The following is a 20,894-nucleotide window of genomic DNA, read 5'->3' as shown; positions in this document are numbered from 1 at the left end:
TACTGCCATGGTCCGTCGAACCAAAGAGGAAGCCCAGGAAACCCGCGCCCAGATCATCGAGGCAGCGGAAAAGGCCTTCTACAAGCGCGGGGTTGCGCGAACCACGCTGGCCGACATCGCCGAGTTGGCGGGGGTGACCCGCGGGGCGATCTACTGGCACTTCAACAACAAGGCCGAACTGGTGCAGGCGTTGCTCGACAGCCTGCATGAAACCCATGACCATTTGGCGCGCGCGAGCGAAAGCGAGGACGAAGTCGACCCGCTGGGCTGCATGCGCAAGCTGCTGTTGCAAGTGTTCAACGAGCTGGTGCTCGATGCCCGAACCCGGCGTATCAATGAGATCCTGCATCACAAGTGCGAGTTCACCGATGACATGTGTGAGATTCGCCAGCAGCGCCAGGCCGCAGTGCTGGATTGCCACAGGGGCATTACCCTGGCCCTGGCCAATGCCGTGCGCCGGGGCCAGTTGCCGGGCGAGCTGGATGTCGAGCGCGCGGCGGTGGCCCTGTTTGCCTATGTCGATGGCCTGATCGGGCGCTGGCTGTTGTTGCCGGACAGCATTGACCTGTTGGCGGATGTCGACAAATGGGTCGACACCGGGCTGGATATGCTGCGCTTGAGCCCGGCGCTGCGCAAATGACTCTTTGTTAAGGATTGTGAGGGAGTGTTTCCGCTTTGTATTAAGGGACGATTAATGCATTGCGTTCCCTCAGCCAGGCACCGTGCCTGCACCATGGCCAGGTGCTCAACGGCCGCGCAGTTGCCGGTCCGGTAACGCCACCGCCGCGATCAGCCCTAGCACCGCGACCACCGCGCTGCCCAGCAACAGCTGGCGGAATGTCTGCAGCAACCGCCCTTGGGTGGCCACGTCCACCTCGCCTGCCTTCAAGCTCCCCAGCAACGGGTTACCGAGCAATTCGAAACCGCCCTGGTGCAGCAGTGCCAGCAACAGGCTGGACATGCATGCCACGCCCATGGCCCCGCCCAGCGAGCGGAACAGGTTGGTGGTGCTGGTGGCGACGCCGATGTCCTGGCTGGCCACCGCGCTTTGCGTGGCTACCAGCGAGGTCGGGAACTGCAGGCCACAGGCTATCCCGGTCAACAGCATGAACAGTGCGCTGGGCAACGCCGACTGCGGCGAGGTGAAGGCCATGCCGACGATGGCCAGCGGCATCAATATTGCGCCGGCAAGGATCTGCGGTTTGTAGCGCCCGGTGAGGCTGGTCATGCGCCCACCGGTGAACGCCCCCATGGGCAGCCCCATCACCAGCGGGAGTAGATGCAGGGCGGCGCTGTCGGCCCCTGCACCGGTGATGCCTTGGTAGCGCAAGGGCATGAGCATGGTCAGGGAAATGGACTGGAAGCTGGCGAAGAAGATCACCCCCCAACACAGCACGGCTACCCGATTGCCGAACAGGCCAAGTGGCAGCAACGGTTCCGCGCAGCGGCTTTCGTGGGCAATGAACAAGCCCAGGCCCAGCACGGCGCAGGCGAACAATGCCAGCACGGCCGGGTGGCCCCAGCCATGGCCCTGGCCGACCAGGGTGATGCCCAGCAGCAGGCTGCCCAGGCCGAGAATCAACAGTACAGCGCCAAGGTAGTCGACCTGGGCCTGGCGGCGTTGTACCGGCATGCCCGCCAAGGCTCGCTGAATCGACCACAAGGCCAGCAGCCCCAGCGGCAGGTTGATCCAGAACACGCCGCGCCATGACAGGTATTCGGTCAACCAACCGCCCAGCACGGGCCCGGCGACACTGGCCACGGCATACATGCTGCTGAAGTAGCCCTGATAACGGCCACGCTCGCGGGGCGGCACGAAGTCACCGATGATCGCCTGGCTGACCGAGACCATGCCACCTGCGCCGATACCTTGCAGTACCCGGGCCAGCACCAGTTGCTGCATGTCCTGGGCCAGCGCGCAGGCGATCGAGGCCAGGGTGAACAGGCTGATGCCGGTCAGGATCATGCGCCGTCGGCCATACAGGTCGCCCAGTTTGCCGTAGATGGGCACGGCAATGGTCATGGCGACCATGTAGCCGGAAATGACCCAGGCCAGCAGGCCGACGTCGTTGAACTGGGCCGAGATGGCTGGCAGCGAGACGGCGACAATGGTCTGGTCCAGGGCGCCGAGAAAGATCGCCAGCATCAGGGCGGTGAGCACGTTGCGCAGGGTGGTGGGGGGCAGGGCGGCGGTCACGGGGGTACCTTGGTTATCGGTTTTGGCATCTTCGCGGGCATGGCCGCGCCCACAGGTAAAGATCAGGCTCGAGCATGAGCCGTATCTGTGGGAGCGGGCGTGCCCGCGAACAGGCCCTCGAATTGTAACCCGAGTTAGGTAGCTTCCTATGTACTAACTGCATCCCCTATGCCGAATCGGCATTGGCGTATTCATCCAGTGCAGCATGGCCGCGTGATATCGTTGGTATGCCACAGGGGCCGAATGCCGCGGGTTGCACCAGCTTGGTGCAACATTATGCCGGAGGTTTCACGGGCCCCTGTCTCCCACACCTTTTATTCCTCTGCCTGCATGCCGAGCATGACCGCCCACATGGCGACGGTTGGAACAGGTCAGGTAGACCCGATTGCAGGGGTCGGTAGTTACCGTTCAAAATTTGCACATAATTGCGGAGTGATCATGCCCAAGGCTTCCCATCAAGATCTGCGTTTTGCCTTCCGCGAGCTGCTCGCTTCAGGTTCCTGTTACCACACCGCCTCGGTGTTCGATCCGATGTCGGCACGCATTGCGGCTGACCTGGGGTTCGAGGTCGGTATCCTCGGCGGCTCGGTCGCCTCGTTGCAGGTGCTGGCTGCGCCGGACTTTGCGTTGATCACCCTCAGTGAGTTCGTCGAGCAGGCCACCCGGATTGGCCGCGTGGCGCAGTTGCCGGTGCTGGCCGACGCCGACCATGGCTATGGCAACGCACTGAACGTGATGCGCACGGTGATCGAGCTGGAGCGCGCCGGGGTGGCTGCCCTGACCATCGAGGACACCCTGCTGCCAGCCCAGTTCGGGCGCAAGTCCACCGACCTGATCCCGGTTGATGAGGGCGTTGGCAAGATCCGGGCGGCATTGGAGGCCCGGGTCGATTCGTCGTTGTCGATCATCGCCCGTACCAATGCTGGCGTGCTCACCACCGAAGAAATCATCGTGCGTACCCAGAGCTACCAGAAGGCCGGTGCCGATGGCATCTGCATGGTGGGCGTAAAGGACTTCGAGCAGCTCGAAAAGATCGCCGAGCACCTGACCGTGCCGCTGATGCTGGTCACCTATGGCAACCCGAACCTGCATGACGACGAGCGCCTGGCGCGCCTGGGCGTGCGCATTGCCGTCGATGGCCACGCGGCGTACTTTGCTGCAATCAAAGCCACCTACGACTGCTTGCGGCTGCAGCGCGGCAAGCAGAACAAGTCGGACAACCTCAGTGCTACCGAACTCTCGCACACCTACACCCAGCCCGAGGACTACATCCGCTGGGCCAAGGAGTACATGAGCGTCGAGGAGTGACCGGCAGGGCGCCGTCAACTCAACGGACGGCGCTCAAGGTGGCAGTGTGAGGCACGCAGTGTGCCTGCTCGCACCTGGCGGCGGCGCTGGGCTGGCTGCGTAGCAGTTCGGCGCGCCAGCAGGCCGAGCCGTACAGTGCTGCTACTGCGCTCAGGGCCATGACAAGGGCGACTCTTCTTGATTTGATGCCCATGGTGTTCACCTCCTGGTACAGCGATAGGTGATACCAAGGAGCATAGTCCATGCAGGCTGGCCGGCGATGCCATCATGCCCATGACAGATCGCGGTCCCACTCTGGGTCGTCCTTGAACCGCTCCACCAGAAAATCCAGCATGCTGCGCAAGGTGGCCGGCATGTGCTTGCGCGAGGTGTACACCGCATTCAGGTTCAGCTCGCGCGGCCTGGCGTGTGCCAGCAGCCGCACCAGTTCACCTTTGCGCAGGGCGTCGGCGGCCTGGTAGGTCGGCAACATGGCGATGCCGGCCCCAGCCAGTGCCGCCTTCTGCAAGGTCATTGCCTCATTGGCGCTGATGTTGCCGGCCACCGGCACGCTCACCTGCTGGCCGGCCACGTCGAAGTGCCACAGGCTATGGCCGAAGTAGGCATGGGTCAGGCAGTTGTGCCGGCTCAGTTCCTCGACCTGTTGCGGGGTGCCATGCTCGTGCAGATAGGCGGGTGCCGCACAGACCACCGACCGGCACACGCTCAGCCGCCTGGCAATCAGGTTGGGGTCCAGGTCGTTGCTGGTGCGGATGGCCAGGTCGATGCGCTCGTCCACCAGGTTGACGGTGCGGTCGAGCATCTGCAGTTCAACCTTCACACCGGGATAACGCTGCACATAAGCCGCGATGGCATCCACCAGTTGGGCCTGGCCGAACGAGGTGCTGACGCTGATGCGCAATGCCCCCTTGGGGGCATCGTCCGGTTGTTGTACTGCGGCCTGCAGGTCACCTGCCAGGTCCAGCAATTGCCGGCAACGGGGCAGGGTTTCCTGGCCGGCGGCCGTCAGGCTGAGCTTGCGTGTGGTGCGTTGCATCAGGCGTGCCCCTACCCAGTCTTCCAGCTCGGCCAGGTAACGCGACACGACCGGACGTGACAGTTGCAGGTGATCCGCCGCCGCTGACTGGCTGCCCAGGTCGACAACGGTGACAAAGACGCGCATGGCGTTCAGACGGTCCATGACTTGCTCGCTTTCAGAAACAAACTATGTCCAAGCATCGCATTTTTTGTTACGGATCGGGCAACTAAGCTGTGGGTCATCGATCTAGCGGAAGGCTTACCCAATGTCCCTGTTCACCCCACTGCGTGGCCTTTTGCTGGCCTGCGTCACCCTCGCTGGTCCGGCCATGGCCGCCGAGCCTTTGCACCTGGAAGTCTACAATCCCGGCCACGACGCTATTTTCCCGGTGAGCTCGGTAATCGTCAGTGGCGAGCACGATGCGGTGCTGGTCGATGCCCAGTTCGGCAAGGCCCAGGCCGAGCAACTGGTGCAACGCCTGCGGGCGGGTGGCAAGCACCTGACCAGCATCTACATCAGCCACGGTGACCCGGATTACTACTTTGGCCTGGATACCCTTACCCAGGCGTTCCCCGACGCCAAGGTGCTGGCTTCGGCTGCCACCGTTGCGCACATCCGCCAGACCATGGAGGCCAAGCTGGCCTACTGGGGGCCGCAGATGGGCGCCGACAAACCGGCGCGGCTGGTGCTGCCTCAGGTGCTCGAAGGCGACCGCCTGACCCTGGAGGGGCAAGCCCTGGAAGTGGTCGGCCTGGACGGCCCCCAGCCTGACCGCAGTTTCGTCTGGATCCCTTCGATCAAGGCCGTGGTCGGCGGTGTCGTGGTAGCCGAACACATTCATGTGTGGATGGCGGATACGCAAACGCCCAAGTCCCACGCCGACTGGCTGAGCACCCTGGCGCGCATCGAAGCGCTGGCGCCGCGCACGGTCGTCCCGGGCCACTACCTGGGCGATAGCAGCCGTTCGTTGGAGGCCGTGCGTTTCACGGCCAACTACATTCGCGATTTCGACAGCGAGGCCGCCAAGGCGAAAGATGCCGGCGCGCTGATCAAGGCGATGAAGCAGCGTTACCCGGGCCTGGCCGATGAAAGCTCGCTGGAGCTGGGGGCCAAGGTCGCCAAGGGCGAAATGAAGTGGTAATCCCGTTCAATTGATGGAGCGTATGACATGAGCAAGATTGCAATCATCGGCGCCACCGGTCGTGCTGGCAGCCAGTTGCTGGAAGAGGCCCTGCGCCGTGGCCATAACGTGGTGGCGATTGCCCGCGACCCGTCGCAGCTGCAGGGGCGTGACGGGGTGACCATCAAGGCGCTGGATGTCAAGGACGGCACAGCCCTGGAAGCAGCGGTGACAGGTGTGGACGCAGTACTGAGTGCAGCGCACTTCTCCACCATCGAGCCGCAGGCGATCATCGAGCCGGTCAAGCGTGCCGGGGTCAAGCGCCTGCTGGTGGATGGCGGCGCCGCCAGCCTGTTGCTGCCGTCGGGGCAGCGGGTGATCGACAGCCCTGATTTCCCGGAGGCCTACAAGGCCGAGGCCACGGGCGGTGTGCGTTTTCTGGAGGCGTTGCAGGGCGAGCAGGACCTGGATTGGACCTTCCTCTCACCCTCGGCGGAGTTTGTTGAAGGCGAGCGCAGCGGGCACTACACGCTGGGCAAGGACCATCTGCTGATCGGTGCGGATGGCAAGAGCTGGATCACCTTTGCCGACTATGCGATTGCGATGCTGGATGAGCTGGAGAAACCGCAGCATTCGCGGCAGCGGTTCACGGTCGGGTATTGAGTCGCCTGCTTCGCGGGCTCGCCCGCTCCCACTGGTAGTGCACAGGTTTCAAATCCTGTGCGTCACCTGTGGGAGCGGGCGAGCCCGCGAACAGGCCTTCACAAGCTGGCCTGGCCCTCCAGCCAGTCCAGCAACTCCAGCAACCCCGCCGGCAGGTTCCTGGCCTGGCTAACCAGGTAGTAGCCTTTACCGGTCTGCACCTTCAGCGCAAACGGCATGCAAAGCCGCCCGCCGCGCAAGTCATCGCCAATCAGCGACCAATCACCGATAGCCACGCCTGTCCCCTGCGACGCCATGGCCATGGCCATGTCCAGCGTTTCGAAGTGCTGCTTCGGCCCCTGCGCAGCCAGCGTTACCCCAGCCGCCTGCAGCCATAATCGCCAATCATGCTCATCCCGCGAGGGGTGCAGCAACATGTGCCGCGCCAGGTCTTCAACCTGCTGCAAGGGCAGCGGCCCCTCACGCAAAGACGGTGCGCACACCGGCGTCAGTTGCTCATCGAACAGCTTGCGCACCTGCAGCCCGTGGCTCGGTGCCTCGCCATAGACCACCGCGGCATCAAAGCCCTCGCGGCGCAAATCCACGCCATGCTGAACGGTCGTGGTCAGTTCCACCGGTACATCCGGGCGCAGTGCCTGCCACTCCATCAGGCGCGGCAGCAGCCAGCGCATCACGCACGTGGGGGCCTTCAACTGCAGGGTCGTGCTGTGCTCTCCCACCTCACGCAGCCCTTGTTCGATCAGCGAAAACACCTGTTGCACCCGTGGCAGCCAGTCCTGGCCTTCACGGGTCAGGCTCAAACCGCGGGCCTGGCGCTGGAACAGGGCATAACCCAAGTGCTGCTCAAGGGCGGCGATCTGCCGGCTGACGGCGCCCTGGGTGATGTGCAACTGCTGCCCGGCGCGGGTGAAATTGCAGCACTGGGCGGTGATCAGGAAGGTATGCAAGGCGGGTAAGGGCGGGAGGCGTTTCATCGCAATAAGCCATGACTTCAGGACATGGCTAGTATGTGTTTTTTTGCATTGTGGCGATAGCCGTGGCTTGGGTCCAATAAGCGCATAACCCAACAAGATCGATGGTGAACCCCGATGGCAACCTGCGGCGAAGTGCTGGTCAAACTCCTTGAAGGCTATGGCGTGGACCATGTCTTCGGCATCCCCGGCGTGCATACGGTGGAGCTGTACCGAGGCCTGGCGGGCTCGTCCATTCGCCATATCACCCCGCGCCACGAGCAGGGCGCCGGGTTCATGGCTGACGGCTATGCGCGCACCCGCGGCAAGCCTGGGGTGTGCTTCATCATTACCGGCCCGGGCATGACCAACATCGCCACCGCCATGGGCCAGGCCTATGCCGATTCGATTCCGATGCTGGTGATCTCCAGCGTGCAGTCGCGTGACCAGTTGGGCGGTGGCCGTGGCAAGCTGCACGAGTTGCCTGACCAGGCGGCGCTGGTGGCGGGTGTCGCGGCGTTTTCGCACACCCTGATGAATGCAGCCGACCTGCCACAGGTATTGGCGCGGGCCTTCGCGGTATTCGACAGCGCCCGGCCGCGCCCAGTGCATATCGAGATCCCGCTGGATGTGCTGGTTCAGCCCGCCGACCAACTGTTGCCGGGCCGCCCGGTACGGGGTAACCGTGCAGGGGCTGCACCGCTGGCCGTGGCGCAGATGGCTGAACGCCTGGCCAGCGCGCGGCGGCCATTGATCCTCGCCGGTGGGGGTGCCTTGGCAGCAGGTGCTGCGCTGGCCCGCCTGGCCGAGCACCTGCAGGCACCGGTAGCCCTGACCATCAATGCCAAGGGCTTGCTGCCATCCAGCCACCCGCTGCAGATTGGCTCGACCCAGTCGCTACCGGCTACGCGGGCGCTGGTGGCCGAGGCCGACGTGGTGCTGGCGATCGGTACCGAACTGGCCGAAACCGATTATGACGTGACCTTCAAAGGCGGTTTCGACATCCCGGGGAGCCTGCTGCGCATCGACATCGACCCGGACCAGACCGTGCGCAACTACCTGCCGGAACTGGCACTGGTGGCCGATGCCGAACTGGCTACCGAAGCGCTGCTGGCGGCCTTGCAGGCGCAGCCGCAGGGGGTACACGACCGCAACTGGGGGCGGGCTCGCGTGACCAGGCTGCGGGAAGCCTTGGCAACCGGCTGGGACCAGCCGACCCTGAGCCAGACACGCTTGTTGACGGCCATCGTGCAGCGCCTGCCCGGTGTTGTGCTGGTGGGCGATTCTACCCAGCCGGTCTACACCGGCAACCTGACCTTGGACATGGACCAGCCGCGCCGCTGGTTCAACGCCTCGACGGGCTACGGCACCCTGGGCTATGCCTTGCCGGCGGCCATGGGTGCCTGGTTGGGCAGTGCCGAGCACGCTGCTGAGCGGGCGCCAGTGGTGTGCCTGATTGGCGATGGCGGCCTGCAATTCACGCTGCCGGAGTTGGCCAGTGCCGTGGAGGCGCAGGTGCCGTTGATCGTGCTGCTGTGGAATAACCAGGGCTACGAAGAGATCAAGAAGTACATGCTCAACCGGGCGATCGAGCCGGTCGGGGTGGATATCCATACCCCAGACTTCATCGGCGTGGCGCGGGCGTTGGGGGCCGCAGCGCAGAGCGTGGCGGATGTGGCGCAATTGCAGGCGGCGCTGGGGCAGGCGGTGGAGCGCAAGGGGCCGACATTGATCCAGGTAGACCAGCACCAGTGGCAGGGCGCGGTTGTCGGTTGAACCTTGAGTCTTGGGTTGCTGGTGCCGGCCCTATCGCTGGCAAGCCAGCTCCCACAGGGTGGACTGCCCCCAAGAAGTTGGACACCAATCCAATTTCTTGGGGGCAGTCCAAGATCACCACAGGCCATGGGACCTGCGCATACCTGTGGGAGATTCTATGGTTTCTGGCAATGGTAGCCCAGCATCTTCAGCGCCTGTGAGATCGAGCGCCGCCCGCGCGGCGCTCGGTTTCACAGGCGCTGCATAACTTGTGACAACCATCGACAGCCCTGACGCGATCCCTGTGGGAGCTGGCTTGCCAGCGATGGGGCCGGTACAGCCACCCTGAACTTCAGCCAGCATTGGCCCGCAACCGAGCCACATCCCGAATGGGCGGCGCGCCGTACAGCCGGCTGTACTCGCGGCTGAACTGCGAAGGGCTTTCATAGCCCACCCGGTAGGCCGCCACCGCCGCCTCGAGCCCGTCGTTGAGCATCAACCGCCGTGCCTCCTGCAGGCGCAGTTGCTTCTGGTACTGCAGCGGGCTCATCGAGGTAACCGCCTTGAAGCGGTGGTGCAAGGTCGAGGTGCTGAGGTTGACCTCACGGGCCAGGTCCTCGATACGCAGTGGCTGTTGGTAGTGGTTGTTTAGCCAGGCGATGGCCTGGCAAACCCGGTGGGTCTGGCTGTTCGCCAAGGCGATTTCGTACAGCCGATAACCCTGCGGCCCACGCAACAGGCGGTAGAGGATCTCACGGCGGACCAGTGGCGCCAGCATGGAGATGTCGCGTGGGCTATCCAGCAGGCGCAGCAACCGCAACAGGGCGTCGAGCAACGCCGCATCGGTTTTATCCACGTACAGGCCACGGCCCGATGGCTTGTTGGGCACCAGCATCGGGCCGCTTTCGGCGATCAACTGGCTGATCTCGGCCGGGTCCAGGTCCATGCGCAAACCCAGGCTGGGGTGCTCGGGGCTGGCATCGAGCCGCACGCCGCTCAACGGCAGGGTGACCGAAACCACCATGTAGTGCAGTGGATCGTAGGCATACTGCTCGTCACCCAGAAACAGGCTTTTGCTGCCTTGTGCAAGGATGCACAAGGCCGGTTGCGCCAGGGTGGGGACCGAGCGCACATTCTCGGTGTAGCGCACCAGGTACAGATCCGCGATGGCCGACGCCGGGCCGTGGGGCTCGCCGGCGTGGCGGGTAATCAGCTCGGCCAGCTCCAGGCGCTGCAGTTCCAGGGTCGGGTCGGTGGGCGTGGCGATGGTCATGATGCTTTCCTCTGCTGACGGTCGCAGCATAGGTTTGGGCAACGGCCGACGCTAGTCGAAAGCTGCACGTCGCTTGCCTGATCCTGCCGCGCCGCAGGATCAGGCAAGCGGCGAGCAGTAATGGCCTAACGTGTCGTGCGGCCGAACCCCTAACCTTGGCAGCCTGGCTTTTTCGTCCGCTTGCTTCAAGGAGATTGTGCAATGGCCCTAAAACAACCGGTCACCCATCTTGCGTTCATTCGTGCCAGCAGCGGGCGCTCGGCGGAGCTTGGCGCGCGCCTGCGTGACCTGCTCGAGCCGTCGCTGCGTGCGCCGGGTTGCCTGAGTTTCAGCGTACAGCGTTCGCAGGCCGACGCTGACCTGTGGCTGCTCAGCGGCAGTTGGCAGGACCAACAGGCGATGAGCGGCTATTTTGCGTCGCCCACGCTGGAGGTGTTTGGTGAGCTGGTACAGGCGCAGGTGGTCAGCAGCCTGGACTTGCATACATTCGACTGATGGCATGGCCCCCTCCCACAGGGCGCGCGCTAGCTGGGGTTTGGGTTAACATGCCGGGCCATGATCAAGCAGGCAGAGAGCAACATGGCACGTAGGGAATTCCCGCAGTTCGAAGCGGTGTCGGCGATGGTGCCGGCCGAAGGTGGTGGCTATCACGCGGCCATCGCAGTCAAAGCCCTGGGTATGGGCGGCGCGCCGCGTTTTCACAAGGTGCTCGACGGCCAGGTGTTCAAGGGCGCCGTGGCCGCCGACGAAGCGGCCACGGCCGAACTGCAGCGCCTGCAAGGCGTTAGCGCTGAGGGTGAGCTGGTCTGGTGATCAGGCCGGCGGGCGGGCCATCTTGAACAGGTTGCCCAGCTCGAAATAGTCCGCCGGGCCACCACCGCGCAAGATAGGTTCGGCTGCCGCGGTATCGTAGATGCCGTTCTTCAGCAGGTGGTCGGCAATGTGCACAGCCACCACTTCCCCAAGAATCAGCCAGCTGGGCACCAGCGCCTGGTCGGCCCGCTTGAGCTGGACGATCTGGCTGACCTTGCACTCGAACGCGACTGGGGTTTCGCCCACGCGCGGCACCTTGACCAGGCTTGACGGTGTGGCGGTGAGGCCGCTCAACTCGAATTCACTGACCTCGGCAGCCACCGGCGCACAGCTCTGGTTCATCTGCTCGGCCAGCGATCGCGTGGCCAGGTTCCAGACGAATTCACCGGTCTGCTCGATATTGTTCAGGCTGTCTTTGCGCCCGACACTGCAGAAACCGATGATCGGCGGGATGTAGTTGAAGGCATTGAAGAAGCTGTAGGGCGCCAGGTTCAAGCGTCCCTCGCGGTCTTGCGAAGAGATCCAGCCGATGGGACGAGGGCCGACGATGGCGTTGAAGGGGTCGTGGGGCAGGCCGTGGCCTTTGGCGGGTTCGTAGTAATACATTGTGCTGGGCTTACTGGCCCTACCTCCTGGTAGACAAGAAGCCTAGTGTGCCAAGCCTTTGCTTGCCTGCAAATGATCAAGCCCGGCAAAAGCCGGGCTGGGCGCTCGCAGCAGGGATCAGCTGATGCGGTTGGCGTTGGTGCGGTCGAAGCCGTCTTCAGCAAAGCGTTGGCCGCCAGTGCGGTCGAAGCCGTCTTCGGCGAAGCGTTGGCCACCGGTGCGATCAAAGCCGTCTTCAGCAAAGCGTTGGCCGCCGGTGCGGTCGAAGCCGTCTTCGGCGAAGCGTTGGCCGCCGGTGCGGTCGAAGCCGTCTTCGGCGAAGCGTTGGCCGCCGGTGCGATCGAAGCCGTCTTCAGCGTAGCTGGCCGACTGGGTCTGGGCTGCGGCAAAGGTGTGGGCATTGGTCCGGTCGAAACCATCTTCGGCAAAGGCGCCAGTGGCGAAAACCGATAGGGCCAGGGTGAGGATCAGTTTGTTTTTCATGGTCATTGCTCCAGGGGTTTGTGGGTTGTTTGTTTCCGTGACTTAAATATTATGCCCAATATGCTGATTAAAAAGCGCAAATATACGCACTAAATAATCGACTTATTCGATCTTTCAGGGTGCTGTAACCGTCGTATAGGCGTTTGCCTGGCCGGGCACGGGTTGGTGCATGCACCCTTCATCAGTCAGCCCGTGAAGGCTGAAGGGTGGCAATTAATAGGGGATTAAGAAGAACACCTGATGCAGATCACCGATGAACGTTTTTTCATCGCTTACCTACCTATTTTTCAGTCCACCAGCACCGTCGGCACCACGATGTCCGACTTCATGGACCCTACCCTGGGCATGGTCTATGCCACCGGTACGGCCCTGCTGATCGGCATCCTGCCGCTGACCTTGGGTACCGCTCTGGGCGACTTCCTGATCAAACCTCATGTGAAGGGCGGGCTGGACTTCGGCACGGTCGGTTCATCGGCCGTGCTGGGTGGCGTGCTGCTGGTACTGGTACTGATGGCCAGCTGGTACCAGCGTCGTGAACCGCGTCAGGCGCTGGAAATGTCCTGAATGTTGATGCGGTAACGGGTCAATGCTTTCACGCTTGCCCAGTAAACGGCCTTTCATACCCATCCCATGAGCCGAATAGCTCAGCTAATCGGCTCATGGGGCATTAGGGGGCATAAAAAAGGCGCCCTGCACGTTGGGCGCCCTTGCAGAACGGCCTTACCGGGTCACTCGGTGGTGATACGTGAGTGCTGTTTGGTGTCCTTCATCGTCGCGTACACCAGCAGCGAGCAGGCGATACAGGCAGTGACGTACCAATAGAAGCCGCTTTCCATGCCCGCGCTCTTGAACCACAGCGCCACGTACTCCGCGGTGCCGCCGAAGATCGAAACGGTCAGTGCGTAGGGCAGGCCCACGCCAAGGGCGCGGATTTCGGTCGGGAACAGTTCAGCTTTGACCACCGCGTTGATCGAGGTGTAGCCACTGACGATGATCAGCGCTGCCATGATCAGGAAGAACGCCCCCCACCAGGTCTGGATGGTATGCAGGGTGCTGAGGATCGGCACGGTGAACAGGGTGCCCAGTACACCGAAGGCGATCAGGATCGGGCGCCGGCCGATCTTGTCGGACAGACCGCCGATCACAGGCTGCAGGCACATGAACAGGAACAACGTGGCGGCCGAGATCGTGGTCGAGTCGCTGATGCTCATGCCCACGGTATTGACCAGGTACTTCTGCATGTAGGTGGTGTAGGTGTAGAAGGCCAGGGTACCGCCCATGGTCAGGCCAACCACGGTCATCAGTTCCTTGGGGTGGCGCAGCAGGGTGCGCATCAGGCTTTCCTTGGCTTTTTCCTTCTTGGTGAACGAGGCGGTTTCTTCCATGCCACGGCGCAGGTACAGCGCGACCACGGCGCACAGCGCACCGATCACGAAGGGGACGCGCCAGCCCCAGGCATACAGCTGCTCGGTGGTCAGGGTCTGTTGCAGGACGATCAGCACTGCCAGGGCGATGAGCTGGCCGGAGATGAGGGTCACGTACTGGAAGCTGGAGAAGAAGCCGCGGCGGTCCTTGCTGGCCATTTCGCTGAGGTAGGTTGCCGAGGTGCCGTATTCGCCACCCACCGACAGGCCCTGCATCAGGCGGGCGATGACCAGCAGGACCGGTGCGGCGAAGCCGATGGTTTCATAGCCAGGCGTCAGGGCGATGACCAGCGAGCCGGCGCACATCAGCAGTACCGAGGCCATCAGGGCGGCCTTGCGGCCTTTGCGGTCGGCGTAAAGGCCCATCAGCCACCCGCCGATCGGGCGCATCAAAAAGCCAACGGCGAAAATCGCGGCGGTGTTGAGCAGTTGTGCAGTGGAGTCGCCGGCCGGGAAGAAGGCCTTGGCGAAATACAGCGAGAATGCGGCGTAGACGTACCAGTCGTACCATTCGACCATGTTGCCGATGGACCCGCTGAAGATCGACTTCAGGCGGCTGGCGGTAGTTTTTTCTGCGGCAGGCGCAGCGGCCGCCCCAGCGGGCAGGGAGGTGGCGTTATCCATCAGGGATACCTTCTCGTTGTTGTTGTGGAGCGCGCCTGGGCGCAGCTGACACGAGCATTTGCAGAAGGTGTGCCAAACCGGGGCGGGCCGACCCAAACCGGGGCAATAGGCCGCTTTGCGGGCATTTCGCCGGCCGCGCGCCTGCGAGCCGGGCGCTGAAAGCGCTGTGCATGGGCGGTATTTTGCCTATCGCCGGGCAGTGATAGGCGGAATTCCGCTTATCAGCGGCCCGTAAAATCGTCCCGCGACAACCCGTGCCGCTGCATCTTTTCGTTCAGCGTTCGCCGCGGCAGTTGCAACGCCTCCATCACCGCACTGATCGCGCCCCCATGCTGGCGCAAAGCCGCACGCAGGCACTGGGCCTCGAACGCTTCCATCTGCTCGCTCAGCGATTGCCCGGCAGGGGCCACCGCGGTACCCGGTGAACCCAGGCCCAATGCGTGCCGCTCTGCCGCATTGGCCAGCTCGCGCACGTTACCTGGCCAGTCATGCGCCAGCAGTTGTGCCAGTTGCGCGCCCGACAGCGGCGGCGCAGCGCGGCCAAGCCGGTCGGCAGCAGCGCGGGCGAAGTGGTCGAACAGCAGCGGAATGTCTTCGCGCCGTTCGCGCAAAGGCGCCAGGCGCAACTCGGCAACGTTCAGGCGGTAGGCAAGGTCTTCACGGAAGCGCCCGGCACGGGCCTCCTCCAGCAAGTCGGGCTTGGTTGCGGCGATGATGCGCAGGTCAACGTTGATACTCTGGTTCGCTCCCAGGCGCTCGAGCTTCTGTTCCTGGATCACCCGCAGCAATTTGGCCTGCTGGGCCAGCGGCATGCTTTCGATTTCATCGAGAAACACCGTGCCGCCGTTGGCATATTCCAGCTTGCCGACGCGCTTGCCCTGGGCACCGGTGAAGGCGCCGCTCTCATGGCCGAACAGCTCGGCCTCGAACAATGCCTCAGGAATGGCCGCACAATTGAGCGCCACGAATGGCTTGGCCGCGCGTGGCCCGAAATCGTGGAGGCAGCGGGCTACACGTTCTTTGCCGCTGCCTGTCTCACCGCGGATCAGCACATTGACCGGCAGGCTGGCCAAGTCCAGCACCTGCCGCCGCAGCAGTTGCAGGCCCTGGGACATGCCCAGCAGCGTGCCTTCCAGGCGTGACTTGAGGTCCGCCTGCTCGTGCAGGCGGCGGTTCTCAAGCACCAACTGGCGTTTTTCCAGAGCCCGCCGCAGGCTGCCCAGCAGATGTTGCGGGGTGAAGGGTTTTTCCAGGAAGTCGTAGGCCCCATTGCGCATGGCCTCCACGGCCATGGGGACATCGCCGTGGCCGGTCAGCAGGATCACTGGCAGGTCGGGGTCGTCCGCCTGCAGGCGTTCGAGCAGCTGCAGGCCACCCATACCGGGCATGCGCACATCGCTGATGATCACACCCGGGAAGTGCTTCGGCAGCTGGCTCAGGCAGTCTTCGGCGCGGGCAAACAGCTGCACGTTGAAACCCGAAAGGCTCAGCCATTGCTCGACCGCTGTGCGGATACTGGCTTCGTCATCGATAACGATCACTGAATTCAACATGCAGGCTCCAGGTCTTGGGGCAGGGTAAGGCTCAGGCGTGCACCGCCAGACAGGTTCTCGGCCTGCAGCTGGCCGCCGACCTCATGGACGATACCGTAGGAGATCGCCAGGCCAAGGCCCAGCCCTTCGCCCACGGGCTTGGTGGTGAAGAAGGGGTCGAAGACCTTGGCCAGGTCGGCCTCGGCTATGCCGCCACCGGAGTCGAGCACACTCAGGCGCCACCGTGCGCCATCGGCTTCGATGCGGATCTCCAGGCGCTTGTAGCGTTTGTCGGCCATGGCGTCGAGGGCGTTGCGCAACAGGTTGATCAGCACCTGTTCCAGGCGGATGGCATCGCCCCGTACCCAGGCCGGGCGTGCGAGGTACAGCGCGACCTCGACCTCTTCGCTGCGGATACGCGTTTCCAGCAAGTGCAGTGCCTGATCGACCACGGTGGCCAGGTCCAGGCGCTCGCGCAAGCCCATCGGGCTGTTACGGGCGAAGGTCTTGAGGTGACTGGTGAGCGCGGCCATGCGCGTGAGCATCTGTTCCAGCGGCTCGAGTGCCTGCCGCGCTTCGGCAGGCCGGCCATTGTCGAGCAACAGGCGCACGGTTTCCAGTTGCATGCGCTGGGTTGTCAGCGGTTGGTTGATTTCGTGGGCCATGGCCGCCGACATCTGGCCCAGCGCGGCCAGTTTGGCGGATTGCACCAGGCCCTCCTGGGCGGTACGCAGCTCGCGGGTACGTTCCTCGACCTGGCGCTTGAGCTCTTCCCGGCTGCGCTGGCGCAGGCGTGCCAGGCGCAGGCGCTGGCTGATGAACAACGCCGCGAACACCAGGCTCAACCATACGGCAGCAGCGCCGAGGGCGGCATTGCGGCCGTCTGCCGCCACCTGCGGCTTGCGCAGCAGGTGCAAGGTCCAGCCTTCGCCTGCCAGCGGCAGGCTTTCCCACAGGTACTCGGCGCTGCCGTCGGGGCCTTGCACGCGGCTGAGGGTGCTGTTGGCAGCGAAGCGCGTGAGCACCTGATGGTGCAGCGGCACCAGCGGCTGCTTGTCGTACTGGCGTGTTTCGGCGAGTTCGGCACGGTCGGCGCCGCTCAGTGGCTGCAGCTCGCGGTAGCGCCAGCCGTCCTGGTTGGCAATGAAGGTGATGCCGCGGGCATCGCTGACCAGCAGGATATCGCTGCCCTGGCGCCATTCGCGTTCCAGCTCCGGGAACTCCAGCTTGACCACCATGGCGCCGAGAAAACGGCCATGTTCGTCGTTGACTGCGCTGGCCAGAAAGTACCCCGGTACCCCGCTGGTCACGCCAACGGCATAGAAGCGGCCCGTACCCTGGCTGCGGGTTTGCTTGAAGTAGGGGCGAAAGCCGTAGTTGGAGCCGACGTAGGTGCTGGGTAGCCGCCAGTTGCTGGCTGCCACGGCCAGGCCGGTGCGGTCGAGCAGTTCGAGGGTCGAAGAGTTGGCCGCACCGTTGATACGTTCGAGCTTGCGGTTCAAGGCGCCTTGTACCGTCTCGCTGACCGGGCCGCGCAGGGCGTCGATCAGTTCCGGGTCCAGCGCCAGCACGGCTGGCAGGGCCCGGTAGCGGTCGATCAGCGTATGCAGGCTATTGGCGTACAAGCCCAGTTGCTGGTGGGCACGTTGTGCGTCGTTTTCCATGGCCTGGCGCTTGGCCTGGTGCATCGCCCAACCGGCACTGAGGGCAGTGCCTAGCAGGATCAGCAGGGTAATCAGCCCCAGCCGCAGGGCGCGAAAGGAAAAGGGCATGGCGCGGATCCGGGTCATTGGGACATCGGGGCTGGCCCTTACCCGGGCTTGCCCGCCCCCACGCGTGAGTACCTGTGGGAGCGGGCAAGCCCGCGAAAGGGCCGGTACAGGCGACCGTTCAGTTACAGCAATTCAAAACTCTGCTGCTGCACCGCCTGGGAATCGAGCCCGACCTGGACATTGAACTCCCCGGGCTCGGCAACCCGCTGCAACTGGCCATTGTAGAACTTCAGGTCTTCCTCGCTGATGCGGAAGCTCAAGGTGCGCGTCTCACCGGGCTTGAGCATCAGTTTCTGGAAGTTCTTCAGCTCTTTGACCGGGCGGCTCATCGATGCCGAGACATCCTGCAGGTACAACTGCACCACGGTCTCGCCTGCCAGCTTGCCGGTGTTCTTCACCGTGACCTTGGCTTGCAGCGTGTCGCCGCGCTTGAGGTTGTTGGCCGACAGCGTCAGGCCCGACAGCTCGAAGCTGCTGTAGCTCAGGCCGTAGCCGAACGGGTACAGCGGGCCGTTGGGCTCTTCGAAGTACTGCGAGGTGTAGTTGCCGGGTTTGCCTGGCGTGAACGGCCGGCCGATACGGGTGTGGTTGTAGTACATCGGGATCTGCCCGACCGAGCGCGGGAAGGTGATGGCCAGCTTGCCGGACGGGTTGTAGTCACCGAACAGCACGTCGGCAATGGCATTGCCGCCTTCGGTGCCGGCGAACCAGGTTTCGAGAATGGCATCGGCCTGTTCACGTTCCCAGCTGATCGACAGCGGGCGGCCGTTCATCAGCACCAGTACCAGTGGCTTGCCGGTCGCCTTCAAGGCCTTGATCAGTTCACGCTGGCTGGCAGGAATTTCCAGGGTGGTGCGGCTCGACGATTCGTGGGACATGCCGCGGGACTCGCCAACCACGGCCACTACCACGTCGGCTTGTTGCGCAGCCTTGACCGCTTCATCGATGAGCACCGCAGGGGGGCGCGGATCGTCGACGATTTCCGGGGCGTCGAAGTTGAGGAAATTCAGGTAATCGAGGATGGCCTTGTCGCCGGTGATGTTGGAGCCTTTGGCGTAGACCAGTTTGGCCTTGCCTTCCACGGCGCGGCGCAGGCCTTCGCGCACGGTGACCGAATGCGCCGGTTTGCCGTCGGCGGCCCAGCTGCCCATCATGTCGATCGGGGCATCGGCCAGGGGCCCGACCAGTGCGAGGGTGCCGGTTTTTTTCAGCGGCAGGGTCTGGTTGTGGTTTTCCAGCAGCACCAGGCTGCGACGTGCCACGTCACGGGCGGCTTCGCGGTGCAGGCGGTCGCTGCCGTAGTAGTCTTTCAGGTCGGTTTCGGCCTTGCCAATGCGCACGTACGGGTCCTTGAACAGGCCCATGTCGTATTTGGCCCCCAGCACTTCGCGCACGGCCTGGTCCAGTTCGTGCTGGCTCACCTCGCCAGACTTCAGCAGGCCTGGCAGTTCCTGGCCGTACAGGGTGTCGTTCATGCTCATGTCGATGCCGGCCTTGATAGCCAGCTTGGCGGCTTCGCGGCCGTCGCGGGCGACGCCATGGCGGATCAGTTCCTGGATGGCGCCGTGGTCGCTGATGGTCACACCCTTGAAGCCCCACTCCTTGCGCAGCAGGTCGTTCATCAGCCAGGTGTTGGAGGTGGCCGGCACACCGTTGATCGAGTTCAGCGCCACCATGACGCCCCCGGCACCGGCATCGAGTGCGGCGCGGTAGGGCGGCAGGTAATCGTTGTACATTTTCGGCAGGCTCATATCGACCGTGTTGTAGTCGCGCCCGCCCTCTACTGCACCGTACAAGGCAAAGTGCTTGACGATGGCCATGATGCTGTCGGGGTTGGCCGGGCTGCTGCCCTGGAACGAGCGCACCATGACCTGGCCGATCTTCGAGGTCAGGTAGGTATCCTCGCCGAAACCTTCACTGGTGCGGCCCCAGCGGGGGTCGCGGGCAATATCGACCATGGGGGCGAAGGTCATGTCCAGGGCGTCGGCCGAGGCTTCGATGGCGGCGGTGCGGCCCACTTTGGCCACCGCGTCCATGTCCCAGGTGGCGGCCATGCCCAGGCCGATCGGGAAAATCGTGCGCTCGCCGTGGACGGTGTCGTAGGCGAAGAACATCGGGATTTTCAGGCGGCTGCGCATGGCCGCATCCTGCATCGGCCGGTTTTCCGGCGCGGTGCGGGAATTGAAGGTACCGCCAATGCGGCCAGCGGCGATTTCCTCGCGAATCTTGTCGCGCGGCATTTCCGGGCCGATGCTGATCAGGCGCAGTTGGCCTATTTTCTCGGCTTCGGTCATCTGGCTGACCAGATGGTCGATGAAGGCCTGCTTGTCTTGCAGGGGCGGGGCGGAGGTGGCGGCGAGGGCCGCCTGACTGGCAAGGCCCATGGCCAGGCCCAGCAAAGACAGTTTCATCATCAGTTCCGTTGTGGGGCCTCTGCCGTATCCAGGGTGGTACGCGCGCGGCCGAAGTTTTCAGGCGGCTATTGTTGTACGATTTGCAGGCAATGCTTCCAGCGGCCGATTATGCCTGAATATGTCACCCGCGGACGAAGCCCCGTATGCCGGGACAACAACTATAAGAAAGCTCAGAGACCGACGGCATGACCCCTTTTGACGAGTATGATCAGCGGCAGATTGCCGAAGCCATAGCCCGTGCCGAGCGGCACACCGATGCCGAACTGGTGACGGTACTGGCGCGGCGTGCCGACGACTATGCGTATTGGCCGCTGCTCTGGGCTGCCGTGCTGGCACTGGCCGTGCCGGGCCTGCTGCAGTGGCTGCTGGGCTGGCCGGGCGTGCGTGGCTTGTTGGTGGCCAACATGCTGCTGTTTGTCGGCTTGTGCCTGCTGCTGCGCAGCCCGCGCCTGGCCGGCTGGCTGATCCCCCGGGTGCTGCGCCGCTGGCGTGCTTCGCGCCTGGCGCACCAGCAATTTCGCGAGCTGAACCTGCAGCGCACGGCGGCTGGCACGGGGGTGCTGATTTTCGTCAGCGAGGCGGAGCGGCATGTGGAAATACTGGTTGACCGCGGCATTGAGCACTGCCTGGATGCCAGCGCTCGGGCGGCACTCGTCAGCCGGTTTGCCGAACAGGTGCGCCAGGGGCGGACCCTGCAGGGTTTTGTCGAATGCATCGAGGCCTGCGGCGAGTTACTGAGCGAGCTGGTGCCACCGACCCATGCGCGTAACGAGCTGCCAAACCGCCTGGTGATTCTCGACTGAGGCAGCATGCAGGCGCGCACTTGGATAAGGGCAGGCAGTTAGGGGCTGCTGTGCAGCCCATCGTCAGCTCCTATTGAACAATACATAACTTGTTGATTCAGCCGGGCCCATGTGGGAGCGGGCGCGCCCGCGAACACCG

The 20,894-nt window shown here is 63.8% G+C and carries 18 protein-coding genes and 1 pseudogene; 9 read left to right on the top strand and 10 right to left on the bottom strand.

Annotated features, from left to right (window positions below):
- Positions 1-7 precede the first annotated feature (7 nt).
- Positions 8-640: an efflux transport transcriptional regulator TtgR gene (gene ttgR / locus APH30_RS08215; RefSeq protein ID WP_054912197.1), complete on the top strand. Its 633-nt coding sequence runs from the start codon at positions 8-10 to the stop codon at positions 638-640.
- A gap of 105 nt (positions 641-745) precedes the next feature.
- On the opposite strand, the gene APH30_RS08210 is transcribed toward ttgR, so the two are convergent.
- Positions 746-2,197 (bottom strand): MDR family MFS transporter, encoded by a 1,452-nt coding sequence (locus APH30_RS08210; RefSeq protein ID WP_054912196.1) that lies wholly within the window; start codon positions 2,195-2,197, stop codon positions 746-748.
- Positions 2,198-2,635: 438 nt separating this feature from the next.
- On the opposite strand from APH30_RS08210, the gene APH30_RS08205 reads away from it, so the two are divergent.
- Positions 2,636-3,505, top strand: a complete 870-nt coding sequence (locus APH30_RS08205; protein ID WP_009685607.1) for an oxaloacetate decarboxylase — start codon at positions 2,636-2,638, stop codon at positions 3,503-3,505.
- A 265-nt stretch (positions 3,506-3,770) separates the two neighbouring features.
- Here the strand turns inward: APH30_RS08205 and APH30_RS08200 are convergent, their stop codons facing one another.
- Positions 3,771-4,685, bottom strand: coding sequence for a LysR family transcriptional regulator (locus tag APH30_RS08200; protein WP_054912195.1), 915 nt, complete (start codon positions 4,683-4,685; stop codon positions 3,771-3,773).
- A 103-nt stretch (positions 4,686-4,788) separates the two neighbouring features.
- Here APH30_RS08200 and APH30_RS08195 point away from each other — a divergent pair, with 103 nt between their 5' ends.
- Positions 4,789-5,664 carry an MBL fold metallo-hydrolase gene (locus APH30_RS08195; RefSeq protein WP_054912194.1) on the top strand — a complete coding sequence of 292 codons (876 nt, stop codon included), beginning with the start codon at positions 4,789-4,791 and terminating at the stop codon, positions 5,662-5,664.
- Positions 5,665-5,691: 27 nt separating this feature from the next.
- Positions 5,692-6,306: an NAD(P)-dependent oxidoreductase gene (locus tag APH30_RS08190; RefSeq protein WP_054912193.1), complete on the top strand. Its 615-nt coding sequence runs from the start codon at positions 5,692-5,694 to the stop codon at positions 6,304-6,306.
- Between the two features lie 98 nt (positions 6,307-6,404).
- Here the strand turns inward: APH30_RS08190 and APH30_RS08185 are convergent, their stop codons facing one another.
- The gene (locus tag APH30_RS08185; RefSeq protein ID WP_054912192.1) at positions 6,405-7,280 is read right to left on the bottom strand and encodes a LysR substrate-binding domain-containing protein; all 876 of its coding nucleotides are present in this window, start codon (positions 7,278-7,280) and stop codon (positions 6,405-6,407) included.
- Between the two features lie 114 nt (positions 7,281-7,394).
- Between APH30_RS08185 and APH30_RS08180 the strand changes: the two genes are divergently transcribed.
- The gene (locus APH30_RS08180; RefSeq protein ID WP_054912191.1) at positions 7,395-9,032 is read left to right on the top strand and encodes a 5-guanidino-2-oxopentanoate decarboxylase; all 1,638 of its coding nucleotides are present in this window, start codon (positions 7,395-7,397) and stop codon (positions 9,030-9,032) included.
- 331 nt (positions 9,033-9,363) lie between these two features.
- Here APH30_RS08180 and APH30_RS08175 read toward each other — a convergent pair whose 3' ends face one another.
- On the bottom strand, positions 9,364-10,284 hold the full coding sequence (locus APH30_RS08175) for an AraC family transcriptional regulator (protein ID WP_029884879.1): 921 nt from the start codon (positions 10,282-10,284) through the stop codon (positions 9,364-9,366).
- Between the two features lie 201 nt (positions 10,285-10,485).
- Between APH30_RS08175 and APH30_RS08170 the strand changes: the two genes are divergently transcribed.
- Entirely contained in the window at positions 10,486-10,779 is a 294-nt protein-coding gene (locus tag APH30_RS08170) for a putative quinol monooxygenase (RefSeq protein WP_054905633.1), read from the top strand.
- A gap of 60 nt (positions 10,780-10,839) precedes the next feature.
- Positions 10,840-11,097 (top strand): hypothetical protein, encoded by a 258-nt coding sequence (locus APH30_RS08165; protein WP_009683090.1) that lies wholly within the window; start codon positions 10,840-10,842, stop codon positions 11,095-11,097.
- On the opposite strand, the gene APH30_RS08160 is transcribed toward APH30_RS08165, so the two are convergent.
- Both APH30_RS08160 and APH30_RS08155 read right to left on the bottom strand, forming a co-directional pair.
- The gene (locus APH30_RS08160) at positions 11,098-11,703 is read right to left on the bottom strand and encodes a flavin reductase family protein (RefSeq protein ID WP_009683089.1); all 606 of its coding nucleotides are present in this window, start codon (positions 11,701-11,703) and stop codon (positions 11,098-11,100) included.
- Positions 11,704-11,820: 117 nt separating this feature from the next.
- The gene (locus tag APH30_RS08155) at positions 11,821-12,186 is read right to left on the bottom strand and encodes a hypothetical protein (RefSeq protein ID WP_054912190.1); all 366 of its coding nucleotides are present in this window, start codon (positions 12,184-12,186) and stop codon (positions 11,821-11,823) included.
- 273 nt (positions 12,187-12,459) lie between these two features.
- Between APH30_RS08155 and APH30_RS08150 the strand changes: the two are divergent.
- Positions 12,460-12,750 (top strand): annotated as a pseudogene (locus tag APH30_RS08150) (hypothetical protein); the annotation flags it as partial.
- Between the two features lie 164 nt (positions 12,751-12,914).
- Here APH30_RS08150 and APH30_RS08145 read toward each other — a convergent pair.
- The 4 genes from APH30_RS08145 to bglX all read right to left on the bottom strand — a co-directional run bounded on the left by APH30_RS08145 (position 12,915) and on the right by bglX (position 19,952).
- Positions 12,915-14,234 (bottom strand): MFS transporter, encoded by a 1,320-nt coding sequence (locus APH30_RS08145; protein WP_009683086.1) that lies wholly within the window; start codon positions 14,232-14,234, stop codon positions 12,915-12,917.
- 221 nt (positions 14,235-14,455) lie between these two features.
- On the bottom strand, positions 14,456-15,787 hold the full coding sequence (locus tag APH30_RS08140) for a sigma-54 dependent transcriptional regulator (protein ID WP_054912188.1): 1,332 nt from the start codon (positions 15,785-15,787) through the stop codon (positions 14,456-14,458).
- On the bottom strand, positions 15,781-17,538 hold the full coding sequence (locus APH30_RS08135) for an ATP-binding protein (RefSeq protein WP_054912187.1): 1,758 nt from the start codon (positions 17,536-17,538) through the stop codon (positions 15,781-15,783). The genes APH30_RS08140 and APH30_RS08135 overlap by 7 nt, the downstream gene beginning before the upstream one ends.
- A 122-nt stretch (positions 17,539-17,660) precedes the next feature.
- Positions 17,661-19,952: a beta-glucosidase BglX gene (gene bglX, locus APH30_RS08130; protein ID WP_047149744.1), complete on the bottom strand. Its 2,292-nt coding sequence runs from the start codon at positions 19,950-19,952 to the stop codon at positions 17,661-17,663.
- A 185-nt stretch (positions 19,953-20,137) separates the two neighbouring features.
- Between bglX and APH30_RS08125 the strand changes: the two genes are divergently transcribed.
- A complete protein-coding gene (locus tag APH30_RS08125; protein WP_054912186.1) occupies positions 20,138-20,755 on the top strand; it encodes a TPM domain-containing protein in 618 nt (205 codons plus the stop codon).
- The last annotated feature ends 139 nt before the right edge of the window (positions 20,756-20,894 follow it).

The organism is Pseudomonas sp. NBRC 111127, from assembly GCF_001320345.1.
In the GTDB taxonomy this organism is placed as follows: Bacteria; Pseudomonadota; Gammaproteobacteria; order Pseudomonadales; family Pseudomonadaceae; genus Aquipseudomonas; species Aquipseudomonas juntendi.
The sequence above is the reverse complement of the archived record's forward strand: the minus strand, read 5'-3'. Positions and strand labels throughout refer to the sequence as shown.